The sequence below is a fragment of the Nonomuraea jiangxiensis genome (genome assembly GCF_900099965.1).
Classification (GTDB): Bacteria; Actinomycetota; Actinomycetes; order Streptosporangiales; family Streptosporangiaceae; genus Nonomuraea; species Nonomuraea jiangxiensis.
Map to the genome: position 1 here is coordinate 82012 of NZ_FNDJ01000016.1, position 23147 is coordinate 105158.

General features: G+C 72.7%; 20 protein-coding genes. 6 read left to right on the forward strand and 14 right to left on the reverse strand.

Translation table 11 applies throughout. The annotated features are described in order from the left end of the window. The 8 genes from BLS95_RS32230 to BLS95_RS32265 form a co-directional block, all read right to left on the reverse strand. Positions 1-684: an ABC transporter ATP-binding protein gene (locus BLS95_RS32230; RefSeq protein ID WP_090940005.1), complete on the reverse strand. Its 684-nt coding sequence runs from the start codon at positions 682-684 to the stop codon at positions 1-3. Beyond that, complete coding sequence (locus tag BLS95_RS32235) at positions 681-2567, reverse strand: dipeptide/oligopeptide/nickel ABC transporter permease/ATP-binding protein (protein WP_090940008.1); 1887 nt, start codon at positions 2565-2567, stop codon at positions 681-683. Before BLS95_RS32235 ends, BLS95_RS32230 begins: the two co-directional genes overlap by 4 nt. Then, positions 2567-3559, reverse strand: coding sequence for an ABC transporter permease (locus BLS95_RS32240; RefSeq protein WP_245765413.1), 993 nt, complete (start codon positions 3557-3559; stop codon positions 2567-2569). Before BLS95_RS32240 ends, BLS95_RS32235 begins: the two co-directional genes overlap by 1 nt. Continuing rightward, positions 3556-5136: an ABC transporter substrate-binding protein gene (locus BLS95_RS32245; protein WP_090940011.1), complete on the reverse strand. Its 1581-nt coding sequence runs from the start codon at positions 5134-5136 to the stop codon at positions 3556-3558. Before BLS95_RS32245 ends, BLS95_RS32240 begins: the two co-directional genes overlap by 4 nt. 98 nt (positions 5137-5234) lie before the next feature. After that, complete coding sequence (locus BLS95_RS32250) at positions 5235-6836, reverse strand: PucR family transcriptional regulator (protein WP_176993490.1); 1602 nt, start codon at positions 6834-6836, stop codon at positions 5235-5237. Positions 6837-6929: 93 nt separating this feature from the next. Next, positions 6930-8243, reverse strand: coding sequence for a serine hydrolase domain-containing protein (locus BLS95_RS32255; RefSeq protein WP_090940017.1), 1314 nt, complete (start codon positions 8241-8243; stop codon positions 6930-6932). A gap of 10 nt (positions 8244-8253) precedes the next feature. Then, a complete protein-coding gene (locus BLS95_RS32260) occupies positions 8254-9567 on the reverse strand; it encodes a serine hydrolase domain-containing protein (RefSeq protein WP_245765414.1) in 1314 nt (437 codons plus the stop codon). After that, entirely contained in the window at positions 9531-11414 is a 1884-nt protein-coding gene (locus BLS95_RS32265) for a S9 family peptidase (RefSeq protein ID WP_176993491.1), read from the reverse strand. The genes BLS95_RS32260 and BLS95_RS32265 overlap by 37 nt, the downstream gene beginning before the upstream one ends. Before the next feature lie 257 nt (positions 11415-11671). Here BLS95_RS32265 and BLS95_RS32270 point away from each other — a divergent pair, with 257 nt between their 5' ends. The 5 genes from BLS95_RS32270 to BLS95_RS32290 all read left to right on the forward strand — a co-directional run bounded on the left by BLS95_RS32270 (position 11672) and on the right by BLS95_RS32290 (position 17739). After that, a complete protein-coding gene (locus BLS95_RS32270; RefSeq protein ID WP_090940026.1) occupies positions 11672-12916 on the forward strand; it encodes an MFS transporter in 1245 nt (414 codons plus the stop codon). 161 nt (positions 12917-13077) lie between these two features. Next, positions 13078-15087 carry a M64 family metallopeptidase gene (locus BLS95_RS32275; protein ID WP_090940028.1) on the forward strand — a complete coding sequence of 670 codons (2010 nt, stop codon included), beginning with the start codon at positions 13078-13080 and terminating at the stop codon, positions 15085-15087. 285 nt (positions 15088-15372) lie between these two features. Further along, positions 15373-15582 (forward strand): hypothetical protein, encoded by a 210-nt coding sequence (locus tag BLS95_RS32280; protein ID WP_090940031.1) that lies wholly within the window; start codon positions 15373-15375, stop codon positions 15580-15582. Positions 15583-15967: 385 nt separating this feature from the next. Beyond that, positions 15968-17272, forward strand: coding sequence for a flavin-dependent oxidoreductase (locus BLS95_RS32285; RefSeq protein ID WP_245765415.1), 1305 nt, complete (start codon positions 15968-15970; stop codon positions 17270-17272). Beyond that, positions 17269-17739, forward strand: a complete 471-nt coding sequence (locus BLS95_RS32290) for a luciferase domain-containing protein (protein ID WP_090940034.1) — start codon at positions 17269-17271, stop codon at positions 17737-17739. The genes BLS95_RS32285 and BLS95_RS32290 overlap by 4 nt, the downstream gene beginning before the upstream one ends. A 15-nt stretch (positions 17740-17754) precedes the next feature. On the opposite strand, the gene BLS95_RS32295 is transcribed toward BLS95_RS32290, so the two are convergent. Continuing rightward, entirely contained in the window at positions 17755-18912 is a 1158-nt protein-coding gene (locus BLS95_RS32295; RefSeq protein WP_090940068.1) for a hypothetical protein, read from the reverse strand. Next, on the reverse strand, positions 18905-19456 hold the full coding sequence (locus tag BLS95_RS32300) for an RNA polymerase sigma factor (RefSeq protein ID WP_176993492.1): 552 nt from the start codon (positions 19454-19456) through the stop codon (positions 18905-18907). Before BLS95_RS32300 ends, BLS95_RS32295 begins: the two co-directional genes overlap by 8 nt. Positions 19457-19589: 133 nt before the next feature. Here BLS95_RS32300 and BLS95_RS32305 point away from each other — a divergent pair, with 133 nt between their 5' ends. After that, a complete protein-coding gene (locus BLS95_RS32305) occupies positions 19590-20999 on the forward strand; it encodes an amidase (protein ID WP_090940075.1) in 1410 nt (469 codons plus the stop codon). A gap of 25 nt (positions 21000-21024) precedes the next feature. On the opposite strand, the gene BLS95_RS32310 is transcribed toward BLS95_RS32305, so the two are convergent. From BLS95_RS32310 to BLS95_RS32325, 4 genes are read right to left on the reverse strand one after another with little or no spacing between them, the layout of a single operon-like run. Continuing rightward, the gene (locus BLS95_RS32310) at positions 21025-21615 is read right to left on the reverse strand and encodes a DinB family protein (RefSeq protein ID WP_090940078.1); all 591 of its coding nucleotides are present in this window, start codon (positions 21613-21615) and stop codon (positions 21025-21027) included. Positions 21616-21647: 32 nt separating this feature from the next. Then, complete coding sequence (locus BLS95_RS57090) at positions 21648-21917, reverse strand: Clp protease N-terminal domain-containing protein (protein ID WP_245765416.1); 270 nt, start codon at positions 21915-21917, stop codon at positions 21648-21650. Positions 21918-21948: 31 nt separating this feature from the next. Beyond that, on the reverse strand, positions 21949-22236 hold the full coding sequence (locus BLS95_RS32320) for a chaperone modulator CbpM (RefSeq protein WP_090940081.1): 288 nt from the start codon (positions 22234-22236) through the stop codon (positions 21949-21951). Continuing rightward, a complete protein-coding gene (locus tag BLS95_RS32325; RefSeq protein WP_090940084.1) occupies positions 22236-23147 on the reverse strand; it encodes a DnaJ C-terminal domain-containing protein in 912 nt (303 codons plus the stop codon). Before BLS95_RS32325 ends, BLS95_RS32320 begins: the two co-directional genes overlap by 1 nt.

Genomic DNA, 23147 nt, shown 5'->3' on the forward strand with positions numbered 1-23147 from the left:
TCAGGAGCGCCCCCTGAGCCGCGGCACCGCCGCCAGCAGCGTGCGCGTGTAGTCGTGCGCGGGCTCGCCGATGACCTGCTCGGTGGGTCCGTGCTCGACGATCCGGCCGCGGTGCATGACCGCGATCGTGTCGGCGACGTACCGGACGACGGCCAGGTTGTGCGAGATGAACAGCATCGACAGGCCGAGCTCGTCGCGCAGCCCGCGGACCAGGTTGAGCACCGTGCCCTGGACCGACACGTCGAGCGAGCCGGTGATCTCGTCGGCGATCAGCAGGGCCGGGTCGCCGCCCAGGGCGCGGGCGATCGCCACCCGCTGCCGCTGCCCGCCCGACAGCTCGCGCGGGTAGCGCCCGGCCAGCTCGGCGGGCAGCTGGACCAGGCCGAGCAGCCGCGGCACCTCCGTGGCGCGGCGCCGCTTCGCGATGCCCTCCCCCACTGTCTCGCCGATCGTCATGCGCGGGTCCAGCGACGCGTACGGGTCCTGGAACACCATCTGGATCCGCGTCGCGCCCTCGATCCTGCCCGTGTAGGGGACGAGCCCGCTCACGGCCCTGGCCAGCGACGACTTGCCCGAGCCCGACTCGCCCACGACGCCGACGGCATGGCCGTCAGGGATCTCCAGGGTGACGTCGTCGACCGCGGTGAAGCCGCCGTAGCGCACGGTCAGCCCTTCGATCCTCAAGAGGTGACCTCCCAGCAGGCGACCCGCTGCCGCAGGCCGTGGACGACGAGTTCGGGGCGTTCGCTCCGGCAGCGTTCGGTGGCGAGCGGGCATCGGCCGGCGAACGCGCAGCCCGCGCCGACCCGCGCCGGGGCCGGCTGGGTGCCGGGGATGCCGGCCAGCGGGCGGCCGCGGTCGGTGTCGAGGTCGGGCAGCGACGCGACGAGCGCCCTGGTGTAGGGATGGGCGGCGTCGTCGGCGAGCCGGTCGGCGGGCAGTTCCTCGACGACGCGCCCTGCGTACATGACGACGACGCGATCGCAGAGCTCGCCGACGACCGCGATGTCGTGGGAGATGAACAGCAGGGCCGCGCCCGTCTCCTCGACGACCTCGCGGAGCAGCCGCAGGATCTGCCGCTGCACGGTCACGTCGAGGGCGGTCGTGGGTTCGTCGGCGACGATCAGGCGTGGCGTGCCCATCAGGCCCATCGCGATGACCGCCCGCTGGCGCATGCCGCCGGACAGCTCGTGCGGATGCTGGGCGGCCTGCTTGGCGGGCTCGGGCAGCTGGACGTGGCCGAGCCGGTCGACGGCGCGGCGGCGGGCGTCCGCGCGGCTCGCGCCCTGGTGGACGACGGCCACCTCGGCGAGCTGGCCGCCGACCTTGAGCGCGGGGTTGAGCGAGGCCATCGGGTCCTGGAACACCATGGCGAGCGCGGTGCCCAGCTCCTTGCCGGACAGGGTGGCGACGTCGGCGCCGCCGAGGCGCAGCCGGCCGTACGTCACGGTGCCCGGATAGGGGACGAGGCCGCCGATGGCGGCGGCGGTCAGGCTCTTGCCGCTGCCGGACTCGCCCACCAGGCCGACGATCTCGCCGGGGGCGATGCTCAGCGACAGCCCGCGTACGGGCGTCGAGCCGCCGGGGAAGGAGACGGTCAGGTCGTGGACCTCCAGGACGGCGTCCGGGTCGGGCTCCCCGGCGCGCTCCGGCGGCGCGGTCCTGGCGGTGTCGCGCTGCCCGGCGGAGGAGCGGGAGGCGGCCCTGGCCAGGGTGTCGCCCAGCAGGTTGAAGCCGATGCCGGCCAGCGCGACGGCGGCCGCGGGACCGAGCGCCACTTCGGGGTTGACGTAGATCCAGGTGAACCCGTCGAACAGCAGGCGGCCCCAGTCGAAGTCCGGCGGCTGCACGCCGAGCCCCAGGAACGACATGCCGGCCAGGCCGAGCAGCGCGCCACCGAGCGACTGGGCGAGGTTGAGGATGAGCGGTTCGGCGATGTTGGGCAGGATGTGCCGGGCCAGGATGCGGCGGCGGGGCACGCCGAGCATGCGCGCCGCGGCCACGTAGTCGGCGCCGGCGACCGAGGCGGCCAGGGTCTGGGTGAGCCGGGCGAAGCCGGGCGCGATGGCCACGCCGATGCCGAGCACCGCGCCGCGCGCGCCGAGCCCGGTGGCCACCGCCGTGAACATGGCCAGGAGCAGCCCGGGGAAGGCGACCAGGGCGTTGACCGCGCCGGTGACCAGCCGGGCGCCCCGCCGGGGCAGGACGGACGGGAGCGCGCCGAGCACGATGCCCACGGTGGCGCCGATGAGGGTGGCCAGCAGTGCCAGGGCCAGCGAGTAACGCCCCGCCACCAGCACCCGGGCGAGCAGGTCGCGGCCCAGGTTGTCGGTGCCGAGCGGGTGCTCGGCGGAGGCGCCCTGGAGGATGGCGCCGGCGTCGATGCGCTCGGCGGCCGCGCCCCAGATGATCGGCCCCACCACCGCCAGCACCGCCATGAGCAGCACCAGCGCGCCGCCGATCAGCGCCGGCGCGCTGCGCCACACGCCGCCGCGCCGCCCCGGTCCCTTCTTCACGTGCCCGGCCGCCTGCTCCACGCCGCCGTCCGCGGCTGTCCTGGCCCCCATCAGGCCGAGACCTCCTTGATCTCCGAGGTGGGATCGAGCGCGCCGAGCACCAGGTCCACGACGAGGTTCACGATCAGTACCACGGCGCCGTACACGAGGATCACGGCCTGCGCCACCGGGTAGTCCTTCTGGGTGATCGACTCGACGATCTTCAGGCCGAGTCCGGGCCAGGCGAAGACGTACTCGACCAGGACGCTGCCGGCGATCAGCGAGGTCAGCAGCAGGCCGCCCATCGTCAGGGTGGCGGTCAGCGTGTTCGGCAGCACGTGCCGCAGGTGCAGCCGGATCGCGGGCAGCCGCTTGGCGCGGGCCAGGCGCACATAGTCGCTGCCCAGCTCGCGCAGGGTCTCGACCCGGGTGATCCGGGCGATCATCGCGATCGGCCCGACCGACAGGGCGGCGATGGGCAGCACGTACGTGAGCGGCCCCGCCTTGCCGGCCGGCGGGAACCAGCCGAGCCCGACGGCCAGCACAGCCACCAGCGCGATCGAGTACAGGAACTCGGGCACGGCCACGGCGGTGCCGGTGGCGGTGCCGAAGGCCAGTTCGGTGCCGCGGTTGCGGCCGTTCTCCGTGCGTACGGCGGCCCACATGCCGAGCGGCACCGCCACGACCAGCGCCACGGCGGTGGCCAGCAGGGCCAGGGTCAGGGTGTTCGGCAGACGGGCCGCGATGACGTCGCCCACCTGCTCCCCCGTCAGGAAGGAGGTGCCGAAGTCGCCGGTCAGGACGTGGCCGACGTACGTGACGAACTGCTCCGGCAGCGGCCGGTCGAGGCCGAGCGCGGCCGTACGGGCCTGGACCAGCTCGATCGGGGCGGCCGGCCCGAGCGAGGCGCGGACCGGGTCACCCGGGATGAGATGGATCATCGTGAAGGACGCCACGAGCAGCACGGCCAGCGACACCGCGAACCGCACGATCCGGCGCGCGCCCGTACGCAGCGTCCTGCGGACGGCCGGGCTGCCCGGGCCTGCCCTGAGCTGGTCGCTCACTGCGCTACCAGCCGGAGAGAGGTGGCCACCGGGCTCCCGGCGATGGTGCGGAACGTGGCGCCCTTGGCGGCCAGCAGTGCCGTGTAGTCCACCACGGGCACCAGGTCGGCGGCCTCGAACAGGGCCGACTCCGACTCCAGCCACATCGGGCAGGCCTCGGCGGCGGAGAGCTTGCCGGCCTTGGCGACGAGGTCCTCGTAGCGCTTGTTGGCCAGGTGGGCGAAGTTCGCGCCGTCGGGGGCGGACGGTCCCGACAGGAAGCCGATGAGCTGGCTGGGCAGGGTGACGCCGATCGGCAGCCACACGACGTCCCAGTCCTGGGTGGCGTTGAGCGACTCCGAGAGCTTGGTGTCGATGACGCCGTTCAGCTTGACCTCGACGCCGAGCTTCTTCCACACCTCGGCCATGTACTCGGCGGAGGCCTGGTAGTTGGAGCCGCGGGTGGTGGCGTACATGTAGCGCAGGCTGAGCCGCTTGCCGTCCTTGGCCCTGAATCCGTCGGCACCGAGCTTCCAGCCCGCCGCGTCGAGCGCTGCCGCGGCGGCCGCGGCGTCGTAGCCGGGCACGTGCCCGGTCACGGAGTCGCCCTGGCAGGGGCGGGGCTCCAGGACCAGGCCGGTGGCCGGTCTGCCGGTGCCGCCGGAGGCGACTGCGGACAGCTCCTGCAGGTTGAGCGCCTGTGTGAGGGCCTTGCGGACCTGCGGGTCGTGGCCGGGCCGGTCCTCGCCCTGGTGGTAGAAGAACTGGCCGGTATTGGTCCTGAGCTCCTGCTTGGTCACGCCCGGGGACGCCGCGACGCGGGTCCGGTCGGGGCCGAGGAAGAGGGCGCCGTTGAGGGAGCCGGCGATGAGCAGGTTGGCGGAGGTCCCCTCGTTCGGCACGACCTTCATCACCAGTGTCTCCGGCAGGTCCTTGGCGGTGGCGCCGGCGGGGCCCCAGGTGTAGTCGCGGCGCACCTTGAACGTGTAGTGGTCGCTGGGGACCGCCTCGGTGAGCTGGTACGGCCCGCTGCCGGAGGTGGCCCGGGCGATCGAGGCGCGGTCCTTCACCCCCTTGCCGCAGACGATGTACATCGTCCGGGTGCTCTCCAGGATGAAGCTGAACGGCTGCGGCATGGACAGCGTCACCGTGCCGGCGGCGTCGTCGGCCTCCGCTTTCATGCCCACGGGCACCATCACCCCGTAGACGGGCGACTTGGTGGCGGGGTCGGCGATGTGGTTGACGTTGTCGGCCACGTTCGTGGGGGTCAGCTGGGAGCCGTCCGAGCACGTGACGCCCTTGCGCAGGGTGAAGGTGACCGAGTCGGGCTTGACGTCCCACTTCTCGGCCAGGCTGGGGACGATCTTCCCGGACTCGTCCACGGCCACGAGCGTGTCGTAGGCCATGGACAGCACGTTGTTGGTGACCGACAGCACGCCCTGAGCGGGGTCGAGGGCGCCTGGGTCGGCCGGGATCGCGAACGTGAAGGTGCCACCCGTAACCGGCTTGCCCTGCTGCTCGGGGCCGCTCGTCGTGCCTCCGCACGCGGCCGTGAGCAGAGCGAGCCCGGCCAGGGCCGCGACTGCTGTTTTCGTCATGGGGACTCCAGACAGGCGTGGGGGGTCGCCACAACCTTCCTGCCTGCCCAGACCCGGTTCCTATGTGCCCGCCCACGAAAATGCCGGGGCGGCTCGTGCTAGCGACCGAAGATCCGCATCTGCAGCATCACGGTGAGCCGGGCGTCGGGGTCGGACAGGTCGAGGCCGCTGATCTCGACCAGGCGCTTGAGCCGGTAGCGGAAGGTGTTGGCGTGGACGTGCACCAGGGCGCTGGCCGCGTTGACGTCGCCGAACTCGTCGAGATAGGCCCGCAGGGTGGCGGCCAGCTCGGTGCCGTGCTCGGCGTCGTGGTCGAGCAGACGCTGGTAGGGACCGGTGGGCGTCTGCTCCTCGGCCGCGGCCACGTCGGCTACCTGGAGCAGCAGCGACTCGAAGTGCACGGCCGTGTAGCCGGCGGCCTGGCCGCTGGTGCCTCGGGCGCGCAGCACGCGCAGCGCCCGGTCGGCGTCCGCACGCGACCTGGCCACCTGCGAGAGGCTGCCGGCCAGGCGGCCCACGCCGATGTTGGCGGCGTGCCGGGGCCCGACTCTGGCCAGGAAGCTCTCCGCCACGCGTACAGCCCGCGCCTCCTCGTCGCCCACCGAGTGCAGCGGCAGCACCGCGTACGCGATGGAGCCGACGAGCGCGGCGGCGGCCTTGGGATTGATGGCGGCGACGTGCAGCGCCAGCGCGTCGCAGAACCGCTGCCTGTCGCTCTCGCCCCGGGCGGGGTCGCCGGTGGGGTCGGTCGTGATGTGGTCGGAGACGAGCTGGGCGGCCAGCACGCAGAGCCGGGTGGTGGCGATGCCCAGCCGCCCGGCCCCCTCGGGGGCGTCGGCGCCGCCGGCCAGCACGGTGGAGAGCAGGTCGGCGCGCAGGCGCCGCTGGGTGTCGGCCCCGGCCCGCTCGCGCAGCAGTTGCAGCGCGACGATCTTGGCGGCGTCGGCGAGCGCGCGTTGCCGCTGCTCGCTGAGCGGCTCGCGGACGGCCACCCAGATGGAGCCGAGGATCTCGTCTCCGCTGCGTACGGCCACGGCGGCCCGGTTGATCACGCCCTCGTCCGCGAGCTCCATGTAGATGGGGTCGCGGCTCTGGTAGAGCTGCTTGAAGAAGCCGCGCTCGTCGAGCATCCGCAGGTAACGATCGGGCACCTGCCGGCCGAGTACGGTCTCCACCCGGCCCGCGTCGGCCTCCTCCTGCCGGCCGGAGAAGGCGAGCACTCGCGACGACCGGTCCTCGATGGTGACGGGCGCGTCGATCAGCGCGCACACGGCGTTGGCCAGCGAGAACAGGTCGCCCTGCGGTTCCTGACCGGGCTCGGCCAGGTCGGCCTCTGCCAGCAGGGAGCGCAGCAGCGCGGCGACCTGCGCCCAGGAGGCGGCCCTGGTGAGGCCGAGCACGGCGACGCCGGTCTCCAGCACGGCGGCCCGGACCCGCTCGTCAACGTCCACGGGCAGCTTCACCACGACCGCCGCGGCGGCGGGCGCGTGCTCGATGAGGAAGCAGACCTCCGCGGCGCCGCGCACGCCCACCCCGAGCACGATCCCGCCCGGGGGGACGATCAGCTCGTCGAGCGGGTCGAAGATGTGCACGCCAGTGACCTCGGCGTCGAGGTCACCGGGTGAGGCGGCCACGTCGAGGACCGTGGTCCCGAGGTCCTGCAGGATCCGTCCCAGGCTGGCGCGGGGGCGGTTCCTCATTCGCTCACGATAATCCACGAAAACCGACATCAGCGGAAAAAATCGACGCCACACCGGACGGGACGGCCGGCGTGGCCGCGCCCGTCCGGCCGGTCAGACACGGGCCACCGCACGACCGTTGTGCAGGTAGGCGGCCCGCCCGTCCCGCAGCACGAACGTCACCACGTCGTGCCGCCCGTCCTCGGCCTCGACGGCGATGAACGACTCCCCGTCGAGACGCGCGTACCGGGTGGTGCTGCGGGTGGCGCCCATGCTCTCCATGAGCGGGCCGGGGATGAGCGTGACGTCCAGGCCGTCCTCCGCGGCGGCGACCTCGTAGCCGAGCTGCGGGCCCTGGTAGCTGCCCGCGTACGGGGCGCCGTCCACGGGTTCCAGCACCTGTGGCGGCAGGGGCGGCCCGGGCACCGTCAGGCCGGTCGCCTCCTCGATGACCGGCCGCGCCACGTCGGCGATGAGCCCGGCGAACGAGCCGCCGTTCCCGCTCATCGCGAGGACGAAGTCCGCCTCGGGCACGATCCGCCAGTACGTGCTCTGCCCGGGCGTGCCGCCGTCGTGCCCGTAGGCGCCCCAGCCGAACAGCTCCACGCCGAGCCCCCACCGCTCGGCCAGCGCGCCACCGCCACCCGGCACGTGCACCTGTGGCGTGAGCATCGCGGCCACCGACTCCTCCGGCAGCAGCCGTTTGCCGTTCGGCGCCAGGCCGCCGGCCGCCAGCGTCCGGCCGAACGCGACCAGCTCGCGCGGTGCCAGGCACATGGTGGCACCGGCCGGGCCGTTGGACCGAGGCATCTGCCAGCGCGGGTAGACGGTGGCGTCCGGCCCGATGTGGCCCGCCGAGACGCGGAAGAGCGCGGCCTCCTCACCGAACAGCGCCGCCTGCGTGGCGCCCAGCGGGTCCAGCAGGCGCTCGCGCACCGCCTGCTCCCAGGTGCCGCCGCGCAGCCGGGCCACCAGCGCGCCGAGCACGCAGTAGCCCGCGTTGCAGTAGGAGAACAGCTCGCCGGGCTCGTGCACGCGCCCGGCGGTGCCCAGGTGGCCGAGGAACTTCTCCAGGCAGTCGTCGCCGCGCCCGGTGTCCTCGAACACGTCGCCGTCGAAGCCGGCGGTGTGCGAGAGCAGCTGCCGGACGGTGACGCCGCCGAAGGCGAAGTCCGGCAGGTAGGTCCCCACCGGCTTGTCCAGCTTGACAAGGCCGTCCGCGACGAGCTGCATGACCAGCGCCGCCGTCCACACCTTCGTGGTGGAGCCGACCTGGAACACGCTGTCCGTCGTGGCCTCGACGCCGGTGACCGTGTTGAGCACGCCGGTGGCGGCCTCGTGCAGCTCGCCGTCGTGCCACACCGCGACGGCCGCGCCGGGCACGCCGTGCCCGCGCGCCGCCTCGGCGAGGCGATCCCGCAGATCCATGTCGGCCTCCTCAGCTGATCCTGGGGGTGGCGCGGGCGCCCATGTGCATGTACCGGGTGCCGTCGGCCAGGTCGAAGAACACGGCCGCCAGCCAGTCGCCGGCGCCCGGCGGCCGGAACACGAACAGGTTCTCCTCCACCGGCACGAAGTCGGCCTCCTGCGGCTCGTGCAGGGAGGCCAGCTCGCCGGTGGCCTCCAGGCGCACGCGGGCCCCGCCGTCGTCGTCCACGCTCAGCGTGATCCGGGAGCCGGCCCGCTCGTAGACGCCCGCGTACGGCCTGACGTCCACGTCGACCGGCGTCTCCGGCGGGGTCGGCGAGGGCGGCACGGTCAGGCCGTCCAGCTCGGCGAACAACTCGGTGGCCACGGCCCGGGTGAACGCGCCGCTCTTGCCGCCGTTGGCGGTCACGCAGACGACGGTCCCGGTGTCGGGCACGACCCACAGCATGGCGTGCTGGCCGATGGTGTTGCCGCCGTGGGAGATGACCCGGTGGCCGCTCCACTCGTCGAGGATCCAGCCGATGCCCCACTGCTTGCCCAGCGTGTAGGGGTTGGGGATGTCGACCTGAGGCTCCCACATCGCGCTCGGGTCCCGCAGCAGGTCGCCGCCCAGATGGGCCCGCCCGAAGGCGACCACGTCGGCCGGGCGGGCGCAGATCAGGCCGGCCGGGCCCACCGACCGCATGAGCCCCCACACCGGGACGGTCTTGCCGTCCTCGTGGCCCATCGCGGCGCGGAAGCGCAGCACGTCCTCCGGCAGCGTCCAGGTGTGGGTGAGGCCGAGCGGCTCGCAGATGCCCTCGCGCAGGACGTCGTCCCAGCGTTTGCCGGTCAGCCGCTCCAGCACCCGGCCCGCGAAGACGAACCCGGAGTTGCAGTAGGACTGGGTGACGCCGAGCGGGTGGTTCTGCGCCAGGGTCGCGCAGGCGGCCACGTATTTCTCCACGCAGTCGTCGCCGCGGCCCGTGTCGATGAACTGGTCGCCGTCGATGCCGCTGGTGTGCGAGAGCAGGTGCCTGATCGTCGTGTTCTTGGTGGCCTCGGGGTCGGCGACCTTGAACTCGGGCAGCACCTCGATGACCGGCGTGTCCAGCGTCAGCCGGCCCTGCTCGACCTGCTGCATGATCAGCGTCGCGGTCCACACCTTGGTGATCGAGCCGATCTGGTAGAGCGCGTCGGTCGTCGCCTCCACGCCGGTGTCGACGTTCAGCGTGCCGGCCGCGAACTCGTGCAACTCGCCCTGGTGCCAGTACGCCAGCGCCGAGCCGGGGACCTCGTACTGGGCGATCAGCTCGGCGAGCCGCTGACCCATTGCTCCAGCCACGCGATGATCCTTTCGTTGTAGTCGTACCTGTGCGAGGGTCGCCCGCCCAGGATGAACAGATGGCTCGCGCCGGGATAACGCACCAGCTCGACCGGCACCCGCCGCTCGCGCAGGGCGGCGAACCACTGCTCGGCCTGGCCGACCGGGCAGCGGTCGTCGTCCTGGCCGTGCAGCAGGAGCGTCGGGGCGGTGACGTTCGCGACGTGGGTGATGGGCGACTGGGCGGCCAGGTCGCCGCGGCACTCGTGCTCCTTCAGCAGCAGGCCGAGGTCGGCGGTGCCGCCCATGCTCGCCAGGTCGCTCACGCAGCCGCCGGGGATCGCGGCCTTGAACCTGTCGGTCGTGGCCGACAACCAGCAGCTCATGTAGCCGCCGTAGCTGTAGCCGGTGACGGCCAGCCGCTCGGGGTCCGCGACGCCGTCGGCGATCAGGGCGTCGATGGGGGCGAGCAGGTCCTGGGCGTCGGCCAGGCCCCAGGCGCCGATGGCGGCGGTGTAGAAGTCCTCGCCGTACCCGTCGCTGGCGCGCGGGTTGACGGTCAGGACGGTCCAGCCGCGGGCGGCGAGGAGCTGGTGGTAGAGGTGGAAGCCGTCGAAGACGGGCGACCAGGCGTTGTGCGGGCCGCCGTGCACGTCGAGCAGCAGCGGGCCGGGGGTCTGCGCGCTCTCGTCGCGCAGGACGAAACCCTCGACCCGGGTGCCGTCGGGGGCGGTGAAGGTGCGGCGGCGCGCGGTGAAGAGCTCGACGTCGCCGAGGGCGTGATCGGTGAGCCGGGACGGGTCCTGCCCGCCGGTCAGCAGGTGCACGTCGCCGGCGCTGTGCTGCGTCGCCGCCACGTAGGCCACCGCGCCCGCCGCCGCGCTGATCCCCGAGATGTTGACCTCGCCGGGCACCAGCCGCTCGGCGCGGGCGCCGCCCTCGGGGAGGCGGTAGAGGTGCGTCGAGCCGCCGTCGCGCGCGCAGAACAGCAGGTCCGTGCCGAGCAGTGCAGGAACGCCGCCGGGGTAGCCGGGGGCGCCGGTCATCACGTTCCTGTCGAGGCCGGTCTCCACCTCGGCCCATCCGCCGGGGCCGAACGTGAACAGCCGTACGTGCCCGATCAGGCCACCCTTGTGCGCCGCGGCGACCAGCCGGTCACCGAGCCACCAGACGCCGCCGCAGAGAAGGCCGGGATCCGTCAGCCGCTCAGGCACGGCGCCCTTGACCGCGTCGACGGCGTAGGCGGCGCCGCCCGGCTCCAGGTCGCGGTCGTCGTCCAGGTCGGCGGCGAACACCAGGCGCAGGCCGTCGGGCGACCACGACGGCTCGCCCGCGAAGAAGTCGCCCGTGGTGACCGGGAAGGTCTCGCCGGTGTCCGTCTCGGTGACGAACAGGTGCCTGGTCAGGCCGTTCACCAGCCCGGCGCCGTCGGCCTTGTGGTCGAGCCGGGTGGCCACGATCGGGGCGTTCTGGTCGGGTGCTCCGCCGTCCTCGCCCGTACCGACGAGCGCGGCGTACGCGATGCGGGTGCCGTCCGGCGACCAGACGGCCGGTCCCGCGCCGAGCGTCGCGGAGGTCACCGGCGTGGGCTCGCCGCCGTCCATCGGCAGCAGGTGGATCTGCGGCCTGCCGTCCACCGGCCGCAGGAACGCCAGCGTCCGGCCGTCCGGCGACCACCGCGCGGCGCTGCCGGCCGCCAGCCGCCGCGGCTCGGCGCCCGGCTCGGCCAGCCAGACCTCGGTACGGTTCTCGTCGGAATCCCGCACGGCGGTCGTCAGCGTGTACGCCACCGCTCCCCCGTCGGGACGCACCTGCGGATCGGAAGGAATGGCGAGACGGTAGAAGTCGTCGAGCACGAGATGCGGCATGGACCAAACCGTAGGCCCCCGCCGACCGGGCATCTTCGGTGCCTGCGACGAACGACGCCGCCCGGCTTGTGCGAGAGCCCAACACCGGGCGAGCCCTGTCATAGCGGCGGCAGGACGGTCAGGGCGGGCGGCGTCTCATCAGCCGAGAATTCGGGCGGCGAGCGGCGGATCGGGCGGGATACGCTCCTTTGCGTGCTTTCTCCGGATCGGCCAGAACCGATCACCCCAGGCCCGCTGCGCTGCTCCCAACCGGATTCATGAAGCCTGACACGCGAGCGGTGCCCGGTTCCCTGTGGCGAGACCGCGACTTCCTGATCTTCTGGTGCGCGCAGACCCTGTCGGTCGCGGGCGACTCGTTCGCGCTCATCGCGGTGCCCCTCCTCGTCCTGAACGTCACCGGCTCCGTCGCGCAGATGGGCCTGCTCACCGGCGTGTCGGGGGCGGCGTCGGTGGCGGCCGGGATCTTGGCGGGGGCGCTCGCCGACCGCTTCGACCGGCGCCGGCTGCTCATCGCCTGCGACGTCATCCGGCTCGTCCTGTTCGCGACGATCCCGGTGGTCTGGGCCTTCGGCGACCACGTCTGGCTGCTCTTCTGCGTGCTCCCGCTGGCCGCGGCCGTGGGCATGGTCTTCCAGGTCACGTACGTGACCGCGGTACGCGAGCTGGCCGGCGAGACCCGCGTCACCGAGGCCAACGGCATGCTGTACGCCACCGCCGCCGCGGCGGGCATCCTCGGCCCCAGCCTGGCCGGCGTGGTCTCCAGCAACCTGGGCCCGACCGCCGCGATCACCATCAACGCCGCCAGCTTCGGCCTGTCCGCGCTCGGCGTCCTGCTCACCCGCTCCTCCCGGTACGCCGTCGAGGCGGCACCCGCGCCCCGGGGACGGCCGTTGCGTGAGCTGCTGGCCGGGGCCGAGTTCCTGGTCCGGCATCCGGTGCTGCGCACGCTGACGATCCTGCTGTCGTTCTTCATCTTCATGACCCTCGGGCTGACGGACATCGTGATCTACCGGCTCAAGCACGACCTCGGCCAGGCGGACTCCGTGGTGGGCGTCGTACTGGGCGTCGGGGCGGCCGGCACGATGATCGGCTCGATGCTGGTGGCCCGGGTGCGGCGGAGCCTCGGGTTCGGGCCGTCGTGGATCGGGGCGCAGGTGGTGTCGGGGCTGGCCATCCTCGGCCTCGGGCTGGCCGGCTCCGTATGGGGCGTGGCCGCCATCATGGCCCTCTACCTGGCCTGCGTCAGCGTGGCCGGCATCTGTTCCATGTCGCTGCGGCAGCAGGTCACCCCCGCTCACCTGCTGGGCCGCGTGACCTCGGCGTTCTGGACGATCCACTTCTCGCTCGGGCCGGTGGGCGCGGCCGCCCTCGGCTGGGCAGCCGCGAGTTACGGCGCCACCGCGGTGTTCGTGATCGCCGGCGCGTCCTGCCTGCTACTCGCGCTGGTCGCCCTGGCCACCCCGGTACGGCAGCGCCACCCCGAGCGCGCCCCGGCCACCTGAGCCGAACCGGCGAGTTCGTTCCTACAGACAACGGAAAAGGGTGCCCGAATATCCGTCATCTGCCCGGTGCTGTCCGGATGCATCGTGGTTAGCGTCCCGGGGGAGACCGAGGCTCGCACCCCGCGCAGCTGGCCGTCTCCGAAGCGAGGGATGAGGTGACCATGGCCAGGCGTAAGATCGCGGCCGCCGTGGGGACAGCCGGTCTGGTGAGTACGCTGCTCACCGGAGCGGTCCCGGCGGCCCCGGTGGCGGCCGCGACGTTAGGCACCGCCGCCCGGGCGGCGGCAGAGGTCGGGTCGGCGACCGTGGTGCCGCTGCAGGTGACCGGCCCGCCCCAGGACCGGCTGAACCTGATCATCCTGGGCGACGGCTACACCGCCGAGGAGATGCAGCAGTTCCGCGACGACGTGGACAAGCACCTCAACGTGCAGTGGAGCATCGAGCCGTTCCGCAGCTACCGCGACTACTTCAACGTGTACATGATCGAGGTCGTCTCGGGGGTGTCCGGCATCAGCTGCGACCCCGACGACGGCAACGTCCGCCGCGACACGCCGCTGAAGCTCCAGTACGCCTCGACCTGCCCGGCCGGTGCGAACGCCCGCGGCGTCACCTTCGGCCCCGGCGGCCAGGATGCGCTGGAGCAGTACGTCTCGCTGATCCCCGGGGTGACCGCCCAGAACCGGCAGACCCTGACCCTCGCCAACACCAGCACGTACGGAGGCATCGGCGGACGCAACGCCACGACCACCGGGCAGGCGCCGCAGGGCCCGCTGGTCAGCCCGCACGAGCTGGGCCACTCGCTGGGCGGCCTGCAGGACGAGTACCCCTACAGCACCCGCAACGTCCCCGGCGGCCGGCACCCCGACACCGAGCCGAGCTCGATCCACCACACCCGGCTGACCACCGAGGAGATGGCCCAGCAGCAGAGCAAGTGGTACCGCTGGCTGGGTGAGGAGAGCCTGTCCGGCGGCGTCATCGACCGGTACGAGAGCGGCCTGAGCCGCTCGGAGAACGTGTGGCGGCCGAGCGAGCACTCGATCATGCGCTGGATCGGCTACCACTTCGACCAGGTCGGCCGCGAGCGGATGATCGAGCGGATCTCCGGCCGGCGCGACGTCGCCCAGTTGTCCCTGCACTCCACGCCCACCGACGCGCCGGTGTATCCGAAGGACGTGCTCTGGGTCGAGACGATGCACCCGCTCTACCACGAGCTCACCGTGACCTGGGCGGTCAACGGCAGGACCGTCAAGAAGACCGGCAACAGCCGGAACTTCGACCTCCGCGAGCACCGCGTACGGGCCGGCGACACCGTCACCGTCACGGTGTCCGACGACACCGGGGACGTGCGCGACCCCGCCGTGGCCGACGGCGCCGCGCTCACCCAGACCCGCCAGTGGACGATCGCCGAGCAGCCGTCCCCCGCGCCGGCCGCCGCGGCCACCACGCCGGAGTTCACGTCGTCCACGCTGACCACGCACCCCGTCGGCGGCCAGGACGTCGTCTACGTCGAGACCACCCACCCGCGCGACCGCGTGCTGAACGTCACCTGGGCCCTCAACGGCAAGAAGCTGTCGAACAAGTACAACAGCCGCAACCTCGACCTCAGCGGGCTGAAGCTGCGTCCCGGCACCTACGAGCTGACGGCGACGCTGTCCGACCCGGCCTCGCCCCGCACCACGGCCGACCAGCTCACCTGGACCGTCGACAACGTCGCGCCCGAGGCCACCTTCGAGCTGTCCCAGCCGGTCTCGGCGGTCTCCGGCTCCCGTTCCCGGCCGCCGCAGTACACCTTCCGCGAGTGGTTCGAGATGGGGCTGAAGGCGACCGACGACCAGGAGGGTTATGTCGTCATCGAGTTCCAGCTCGACGGTGACGGCTGGTTCAACTATCACGGGTGGCCGGACGCGCCCGAGGGCACGCCGTACCGGTTCACCCCGGCCGGCTCGGTCATCAAGGAGATCGCCTACGGCAGCCTCGGCAGCGGCGGCCTCACCAAGGCGCCGTTCGAGCAGTCCTACCCGGACTTCAAGCCCGGCTACGGGCGCCACGAGATCGCGTTCCGGGCCATCGACGCCGCCGGCAACATCAGCGCTCCCAAGAAGTTCACGGTGAACGTCCTCGACACCAACGGCGCGACCCCGCTGCCCCCCGGCGCCATCGTCGTCGACTGAGCTTCAAGGAGTACGGCGTCCAGAAAATTCCAGGGCCGGTCCACGATCTCGCGGGCCGGCCCCGCGCCCGCTCACCGCCGCCCGCGCGAGGCGGCGACAACCAAGGTCACACCCGCTGGTTCCACCTCAGTGCCACCGCATTTCCCCCGCTCGGCCCATGAAGGGCGGCAAACGTACCGGCCAAGGTCAAGTTTTCCCAAGCGGTTGCTCCGGCCGCGTTTCGACTAGCACAGAGAAGGTAACTCTATGTAGCGAAATGTCACCCAAAGTGATTGGAGCGGTACCATGAGCCGCCTTATCGCCATTCTCGCCTTCGCTTCCGCCGCCGTCGCGATGCCGATCGCCACGGCCGGCCCGGCCTCGGCCGACGACAAGATCACGATTCTCGACTGCACGATCAGGGGCGGCGCGGTCCTGCCGAATTCCAGCAGCCCGACCCACCTGAGGTGCCTTGGCGGCCTTTATCACGGCGCCCCGGTCTTCGGAGTCTTGTGACGGCTTCCACGCTAACACGGCGTGGTTTCCGGAACGGGGCTGTCCGAAGGGAGCCGTGTCGAGGTCGAGCCTCAGGCACCTCGATCGCTTCCCAGCGGTTCGCGTGGCGCAAGCGATCTCCCCCCGCCCCGTCCCGCGCAGCTAACGGCACCTGCCGGGCCGTCCGGCCCGGCTTGTGCGCGCCCCACCTGAACCGCCCATGGCCGGCATCCAGGCCATCCTTCCCTGCAGAAATTTCCCGGCCCTGGACAAAAGCTTGTTCAAGGAACGTCGTGGTCGCGAGGCTTCACGTACACGCTGCCGGGCCTGCGCGGGCGGGGCGGCGGCGGGGGGCTTGGCGGGGGCGGGCGCGTCAAAAGCGGGTGCTGAATGGGTAAGGCGTGACATGTCCGTACGCGCCCAGGGCACCGAACGTGGCATGCGTGTACTGGTCGCCGGTGCCGGGATCGGGGGACTGACCACGGCGTTGAGCCTGCACGCGGCCGGCATCGGCTGCGCGCTCGTCGAGCTGGCCACGAAGCTGAAACCCCTGGGTGTGGGCATCAACCTGCAACCGCATGCCGTGCGCGAGCTGATAGAGCTCGGCCTGGGCGAGGCCCTGGCGCGGACCGCGATCCCGACGAGCGCCCTGATCTACGCCAACAGGCACGGCAACGTGATCCTCTCGGTCCCGCGCGGGCGGGCGGCCGGATACCGGTGGCCGCAGTGGTCCGTGCACCGCGGCCGGCTGCAGATGATCCTCCTCGACGCGGTACGGGAGCGCCTCGGACCCGACGCCGTCCGCCTCGGCCTCGCCTTCGAGGACTTCGAGACCGGCCCCGAGCAGGGCCCGGTGCCGGTACGGCTGCGCGAGGTGCGTACCGGCCGGGTCTTCACGGAGACGGCCGATGTCGTGGTCGGGGCCGACGGCCTGCACTCGACGGTCCGGGCCCGGCTGCACCCGCGGGACGACGAGCTGCGGTGGAGCGGCATCACGATGTGGCGCGGCATCACCGAGAGCGAGCCGTACCTCGACGGCGCCTCCATGGTGGTCGCCGGCACCGACGAGGGCTCCAAGATCGTGGCCTATCCGATGTGCGCCCAGACCCGCGTACGCGGCAGGTCCCTGGTGAACTGGGTGGCCGAGGTTCGCATGGCCCCGCCGGGGCCGCCGGTCTCCGAGGCCCACTGGCACCGCGAGGGGCGGCTGGAAGAGGTTCTGCCGCATTTCGACGGGTGGGTCCTGCCGTTCCTGGACGTGCCCGAGCTGATCTCCGGGGCCGGCCGAATCCTGGAGTACCCGATGGTGGACAAGGCGCCGCTGCCCCGCTGGGGTGAGGGGCGGGTGACCCTGCTCGGCGACGCCGCGCACCCGATGTATCCGGTCGGCTCCAATGGCGGGTCCCAGGCGGTGCTGGACGCGCGGTTCCTGGCCATGGCGCTGGCCTCGGCCGAGGACCCGGCGGCGGGGCTGGCCGCGTACGAGAGCGAGCGCCGACGCCACACCAACGACCTCGTCCTGACCAGCCGGCGCTTCCCCGTGGACGAGACGATCAAGCTGGTGGACCGGCGCGCGCCCGGCGGCTTCACCGACATCGGCGACGTGCTCAGCACGCAGGAGTTGCAGGCGATGGAGCGGGCCCACCGGAGCGTCGCCGACATGGACGTCAGGAGGCTCAACGAGCGCCCGTCCTGGAGCCCGGCGCCATGACCGAGCTGGCCCTGCCCGTACGCGCAGGCGACCGGCCCCTGACCCAGCGCGTGCCCCCGCACGTGCAGCTCGACCAGACCAGCCCCGACGAGATACGCGATCGCTTGACGCGCTGGATGGGCCGCCATCTCCCGGACACCACGAGCGGATCCAGCGAGATCTCCGTACCCGGCACCGTCGCCTACTTCCTGCGCCCCCACATACGCCCGGCGGCCGGCGCGGTCCTGATGCCGCCGCGCTACACCGCCGAGTACGCCCACGTCCACGCCGACGGCAGCCTCCACCTGTGCCTGGCACTCCCCGACCAGCAGGAGGTCCTGGACCAGGGCTGGGGCGAACGGCACCCCCTGTACGGCCGGGACAACCACGAGATCATGCTGTACGCCCCCCGCACAGCCGACGAGCTCGACGTCGCCAAGACCGTGATTGCGGCCTGTTACCGCTACGCCACCGGCAGACCCCCATGACACCCCCTCAACTCGTCAGCCGGCCGGGCGGTCGCCGAGCGAGTCGGTCCAGCCCATGTCCTCCAGCGTCACCCGCAGCCCCACCTCGTCATCCGAGCCCAGCTCATACTGCAGCAACTCGGCCGTGCTCTCGTCCACGACCAGCCGCACCCTGAACTTGTGCTGCGTCGGCGCGGAAAGCGCGACCCCGGTACGGCCCAGCGGATCGGAGACCCGCCCTTCCAGCTTCATGACCGGCTGGTCGGCCAGCACCCGGAACAACGCCGCGCGGGTGCCCGGCTTGAGTGGCGCGGTCATCAGGTCGATGCCGGTCTGCCAGAGGTACCCGGCCCGGTCCGCGCCGGAGACCTTCGGGCTCTGCCGCCACAGGTCGTCCAGGCGGCGGCGCAGCTCCTCCACACCGGTGGGCAGGTCCGCCACGTTCCGCAGGTTCAGGCTGGGGTTGTCCATCCACGGGGCCCGCTCCACCGCGTCGTCCTGGGTCTCCCTCTCCCGGTCCGCGAGCTCGGGGGCGCCGTCCGCGCGCCAGGCGGCCTCGTCCTGCGGCGAGCCGAAGGTGACCTCGACGTCCTGGTTCCGCACGGTGCGGGCGACCTCGCCCGCCCGCATGGGACGCCAGGTCTCGCGGGTGTTGGCGGCGAACGCCCTGTACGGCAGTTCGGCCCGGTTCAGCTCCGCGACCTTCCGCCGGAACTCCTCCTGCGCCGCGGCCAGCCGCTCCGGGTCCCCCTTGAGCTGCTCCTCGGTCCGCTTCTGGGCGTCGACCAGGGCCTTGACCCTGGGCGCGTAAACGCCCGGCGCGAACTGCACCCTCATGTACCTGCGCTCGCGAACGTACCAGTAGCGGCCCGTCGCGGCGGGCTCGCGCAGCGCCGTCGAGGCCGCCGCGAGCAGGAACGAGCGGGCGTCCACGGGCAGGGCGGCGGCCGGCGGGCGGGCCGGCGCCTGCGCGGGCTCGCCGGTGATGACGACCACGGCGACGGCCGCGAGAGCGGTCACCGCAGTGCCCACCGCAGTGCCCGCCATCAGCAGGTACGGCCGCCGCGAGCGCCGCGGGGCCCGGGGCGTGGCGAAGGCGCGGGCCAGGTCGGCCGAGCGCCGCCGCCGGTAGCCGTCCTCGGCAAGGTCGTCCAGCTCGCCGGGCCTGAGCTCGGCGAAGAGTCGGTCAGTCATGAGGGTCCTCCAGGGGTGTGGTCAGGAGTCGAGGCCGCGGACGGGGCCCGTCACCCGGGCGCAACGCCTGGCCGAGCCGCTTGCGGGCGCGGTGCAGCCGGACGTTGTACGTGCGGACCGAGCAGCCCATGACGGCCGCCGCCTGGTCGGGAGGCAGGCCGTACCAGGTGGCGAAGACCATCGCCTCAACGTCCCGCTCGGGCAGGGCCGCCAGCGCGGCCAGGGCGGTTTCCCGGTCGACGACGTGCTCGGCCACGTCCCAGCCGACCTGGTCGCGAGCGGTGGTCAGGGCCGCGATCCGATCGACCAGGGCCTGCCGGCGGCGGCGCGAGACGCGCTGCTTGGCCAGCAGGTTGCGCGCCACGCCCAGCAGCCACGGCAGCGGCGGCTCGGGCAGGTCCGCCAGCCGCCGCCACGCCACCAGGAACGTCTCGCTGGACACGTCCTCGGCCACGTCCCGCTCGGCCCGCAGCAGGGCGTAGCCCAGCACGCTGCGGTAGTGCCGGTCGTAGAGATCGGTGAATCGCTCTTCGGGATCGTCCACACCCAGTAGTCCCTCCGAACGGCCGCGGATTACCGCCCTTGCCCGGATTTTCGAACACCTCCACCCACGGCACCACCGCACCCGGCTCAACCGAGCATCGCGACGGCGGCCGGGTGCGCGATATGCATGGGTAATGAATGATCTGACCCGCCTGACCGCGACCGAGCTGCTGTCCGGCTACCGCGCCGGCAACCTGTCCCCGGTGGCGGCGACCCAGGCCGCGCTCGACGCCATCGAGACCGCCGACCCCGAGGTGAACGCGTTCGTCCTGGTGGACGCCGACAGGGCGCTCGCGGCGGCGAAGGAGTCGGAGGCCCGCTGGCGGGCCGACCACCCGCTGGGACCGGGCGACGGAGTGCCCACCTCCATCAAGGACCTCCTCTACGCCCGCGACTGGCCGACGCTGCGCGGCTCCTTCCTCGTCGACGCTGCCGGCCCCTGGCCCGACGACGCCCCCGCCGTCGCGAGGCTCCGCGCCACCGGGGCGGTGCTGCTCGGCAAGACCAGCACGCCGGAGTTCGGGTGGAAGGGCGTCACCGACTCCCCTCGCCACGGCGCCACCGGCAATCCGTGGGATCCGGCGTTGACGGCCGGGGGGTCGAGCGGCGGCGGCGCCGCGGCCGTCAGCCTCGGCATGGGCCCGTGGTCGGTCGGCACCGACGGCGGCGGCTCGCTGCGCATCCCGGCCGCCTTCACCGGTACGGTCACCATCAAGCCGACCTACGGCCTGGTGCCGCTCTGGCCCGCCAGCCCGTTCGGCACCCTCTCACACGCCGGCCCGATGACCCGCTCCGTCGGCGACGCCGCCCTGCTGCTCGACATCATCACCGGTTTCGACCCCCGGGACTGGTCGGCCCTGCCCACCCCGGCCGGATCGTTCCTCGACGGCCTCGACGACGGGGTACGCGGGCTCCGCGTCGCGTTCTCCCCCGACCTCGGCTACGTACGCAACGACCCGGAGGTGACGGCCGCGGTCAGGGCGGCGGCCGAGGTGCTCGCCGCGGCGGGAGCCCACGTGGAGAAGGTCCACCCCGGCTTCACCGATCCCGAGGACGCCTTCCTGACCCTGTGGTACGCCGGCGCCGCGAAGGTCGTCGGGACACCCGGACCGGACGCCCTCGACCGGATCGACCCCGGCCTGCGCCGCGCCGCCGAGCGGGGCGCCGCCCTCAGCGCCGCCGACTACCTGGAGGCCACCGCGGTCCGCATGGATCTCGGCCTGCGCATGGGGATCTTCCACCAGACCTACGACCTGCTGGTCACCCCGACCCTGCCGATCACCGCGTTCGCCAAGGGCCGGGACACGCCCGCGGACCGGCCCGCCCGGGAGTGGACCGGCTGGACGCCGTACACCTACCCCTTCAACCTGTCCCAGCAGCCCGCCGCCAGCGTGCCCTGCGGCTTCACCTCCGCCGGTCTTCCTGTCGGCCTGCAGATCGTCGGCCCCCGCCATGCCGACGCCCTCGTGCTACGGGCCGCCCGCGCGTATGAGCGAGCCACGGACTGGGGCGCGACCGCGCCACCCCGCCGCCACGACGGCTGAGCCCGACAGCGGGATCAGGCGGGGATCAGCTCTCACCGGCCTTGCGGGCCACCTCCTCCAACCGGTCCCGGTAGTCGGCCCACCACGCCTGGTCGCCCGGCGGGAGGTTGTCGTTGTCCGACCGCAGCCCCGCGGCCCCGTCGATGAGCTCCCTGACGATGTCGGCGTGCCCGGCGTGCCGGTTGAGCTCGGCGATCACGTGCACGAGGATCCGGTTGAGTGTCACCTGGCGCCGCTCCGGCGACCACCACGGCACCTCACCGGTCGCGTCCAGCTCCAGCGCGTCGATCGTCGCGTCCGCGTGCGCCCACACGCGGTGGTAGAGCCCGACGATGTCCTCGCGCGTCTCCTCGGCGGTCGCCCACATGTCCGCGTTGGGCTCGGCGTCCATGGTGATCCACGGCAGGTGCTCGGCGAACGGCCGGCCGAAGACCTCGCCGAAATAGCCCGACTCCACCCCCGCCATGTGTTTGACCAGGCCCAGCAGGTTGGTGCCGGTAGGCGTCAGCGGGCGGCGGAGGTCGTATTCGGAGAGCCCGTCGAGCTTCCACAACAAGGCCTCACGAGCTTGCCGCAGGTAATGTCGCAGCTCCGATTTCGGGTCCCATGCCATCATGCGGACATCCTCGCATCCGGCTCCCACCAACCTCACGCGGTTAAACCCGGGGTCAGGGCTCGGGCGGCGGGTAGAAGGTGACGTTCAGCTCCCCTTTGTCGGCGCCGACGGCGATCGTCGAGCCGTCCGGCACGTCCCCGGCCCTCCGGGTCGGCGCCGGTCTGCTCCAGCAGCCGGGGGATCAGCCCTTCCGGCAGTTCGAGCAGGGCCAGCAGCAGGTGCTCGCCGTCCACCTCGGTGTGCCCGTGGCGCAGCGCCTTGGTCTGGGCGTCGTGCAGGGCCTCCTGCGTCTTCTGCGTCATCCGGTCCGGGTCCACGTCCAGCCCCCCGGCGTCATCGTGCGAGGTCGCGCAGCGCGGCCTCCAGCTCGTCGATCCGGTCGAGGAGGTCGATCACCACGCCGATCGCGGCGTAGTTGAGGGTCAGGCCCTCGTGCAGCCGCTGGATGCGGGCCGCCGCCGCCACCTGGGAGGGCGCGAAGCACCACTCGCCGCCGGCGTTCGTGCCGGGATCCAGCAGGCCGAGCGCCACCAGCCTGCGCACGGCCTGCGGGTGCAGGCCGGTGGCGCGGGCGTAGGAGTCGAGGTCGAGCCGTTCCACATGGACGAGCGCGTAGGTCATCAGCGCCCCCTCGGGTCGAAGGTCGACACGGCGGCGAGCTGTTCGAACAGGCGCCGCTGCTCCTCGGTCAGCCCGGCCGGCACCATGACGCGGACCTCGGCGAAGAAGTCGCCGGCGGCTCCGCGGGGATTGGGCATGCCGCGCCCTCTCAGGCGCAGGCGGCGGCCGGTGGACGTGCCCGGCGGCACCCTGACCTTCGCCTCACCGGCCGGTGTGTCGACCGCGACCGTGGCGCCCAGTGCCGCCTCCCAGGGTGTGAGGGGCAGGGCGGCGTACAGGTCGCGCCCGTCCACGCGGTAGCGGGGGTGCTCGGCGATGCGGACGACCAGCTGGAGGTCGCCGGAGGGCGCCCCCGCGCTCCCGTGCCCGCCCTGGCCGGCGAGCCTGATGCGCTGGCCGTTCGTGACCCCGGCCGGGATCCTCACCTCCAGCCGCCGGCCGCCGGGGAGCGTGAGAGCGCGGTGCCCGCCGTGGTAGGCCTCCTCGACCGTCAGCGTCAGCTCCGCCTCCTGGTCGGCGCCGGGCACGGGTCCCCACTGCCGCCGCCCGAACATGCCGCCGAACAGGTCTTCCACGTCTATCCCCGAGCCGAAGCCCGACGGCCAGGGCGAGCCCCACCCGCCGCCGCCCGTACCGGTCGTGGCCCGGGCCCTGGCCCACTCGGCGGGATCCACGTCGGGCGGCACCTGGCGGAAGTCGGGCCCGAACGCGTCGTAGCGGCGCCGTGTCTCGGGATCGGACAGCACGGAGTAGGCCTCCGAGATCTCCTTGAACCGGTCCTCCGCGCCGGGGTCCTTGTTGACGTCGGGATGGTAGGCCCGTACGAGCTTGCGGTACGCCCGCTGGATCTCGTCCGCGCCGGCGTTCCTGCCGACGCCGAGCACCTCGTAGAAGTCCCGGCGGGCGGCCAT

Bases quoted from the DNA above. Each gene is read 5' to 3' on its own strand.
- BLS95_RS32235 (WP_090940008.1), bottom strand. From the start codon at position 2,567: ATGGGGGCCAGGACAGCCGCGGACGGCGGCGTGGAGCAGGCGGCCGGG.
- BLS95_RS32245 (WP_090940011.1), bottom strand. From the start codon at position 5,136: ATGACGAAAACAGCAGTCGCGGCCCTGGCCGGGCTCGCTCTGCTCACG.
- BLS95_RS32250 (WP_176993490.1), bottom strand. From the start codon at position 6,836: ATGAGGAACCGCCCCCGCGCCAGCCTGGGACGGATCCTGCAGGACCTC.
- BLS95_RS32255 (WP_090940017.1), bottom strand. From the start codon at position 8,243: ATGGATCTGCGGGATCGCCTCGCCGAGGCGGCGCGCGGGCACGGCGTG.
- BLS95_RS32265 (WP_176993491.1), bottom strand. From the start codon at position 11,414: ATGCCGCATCTCGTGCTCGACGACTTCTACCGTCTCGCCATTCCTTCC.
- BLS95_RS32270 (WP_090940026.1), top strand. From the start codon at position 11,672: ATGAAGCCTGACACGCGAGCGGTGCCCGGTTCCCTGTGGCGAGACCGC.
- BLS95_RS32275 (WP_090940028.1), top strand. From the start codon at position 13,078: ATGGCCAGGCGTAAGATCGCGGCCGCCGTGGGGACAGCCGGTCTGGTG.
- BLS95_RS32280 (WP_090940031.1), top strand. From the start codon at position 15,373: ATGAGCCGCCTTATCGCCATTCTCGCCTTCGCTTCCGCCGCCGTCGCG.
- BLS95_RS32285 (WP_245765415.1), top strand. From the start codon at position 15,968: ATGTCCGTACGCGCCCAGGGCACCGAACGTGGCATGCGTGTACTGGTC.
- BLS95_RS32290 (WP_090940034.1), top strand. From the start codon at position 17,269: ATGACCGAGCTGGCCCTGCCCGTACGCGCAGGCGACCGGCCCCTGACC.
- BLS95_RS32295 (WP_090940068.1), bottom strand. From the start codon at position 18,912: ATGACTGACCGACTCTTCGCCGAGCTCAGGCCCGGCGAGCTGGACGAC.
- BLS95_RS32305 (WP_090940075.1), top strand. From the start codon at position 19,590: ATGAATGATCTGACCCGCCTGACCGCGACCGAGCTGCTGTCCGGCTAC.
- BLS95_RS32310 (WP_090940078.1), bottom strand. From the start codon at position 21,615: ATGATGGCATGGGACCCGAAATCGGAGCTGCGACATTACCTGCGGCAA.
- BLS95_RS57090 (WP_245765416.1), bottom strand. From the start codon at position 21,917: ATGACGCAGAAGACGCAGGAGGCCCTGCACGACGCCCAGACCAAGGCG.
- BLS95_RS32320 (WP_090940081.1), bottom strand. From the start codon at position 22,236: ATGACCTACGCGCTCGTCCATGTGGAACGGCTCGACCTCGACTCCTAC.
- BLS95_RS32325 (WP_090940084.1), bottom strand. From the start codon at position 23,147: ATGGCCGCCCGCCGGGACTTCTACGAGGTGCTCGGCGTCGGCAGGAAC.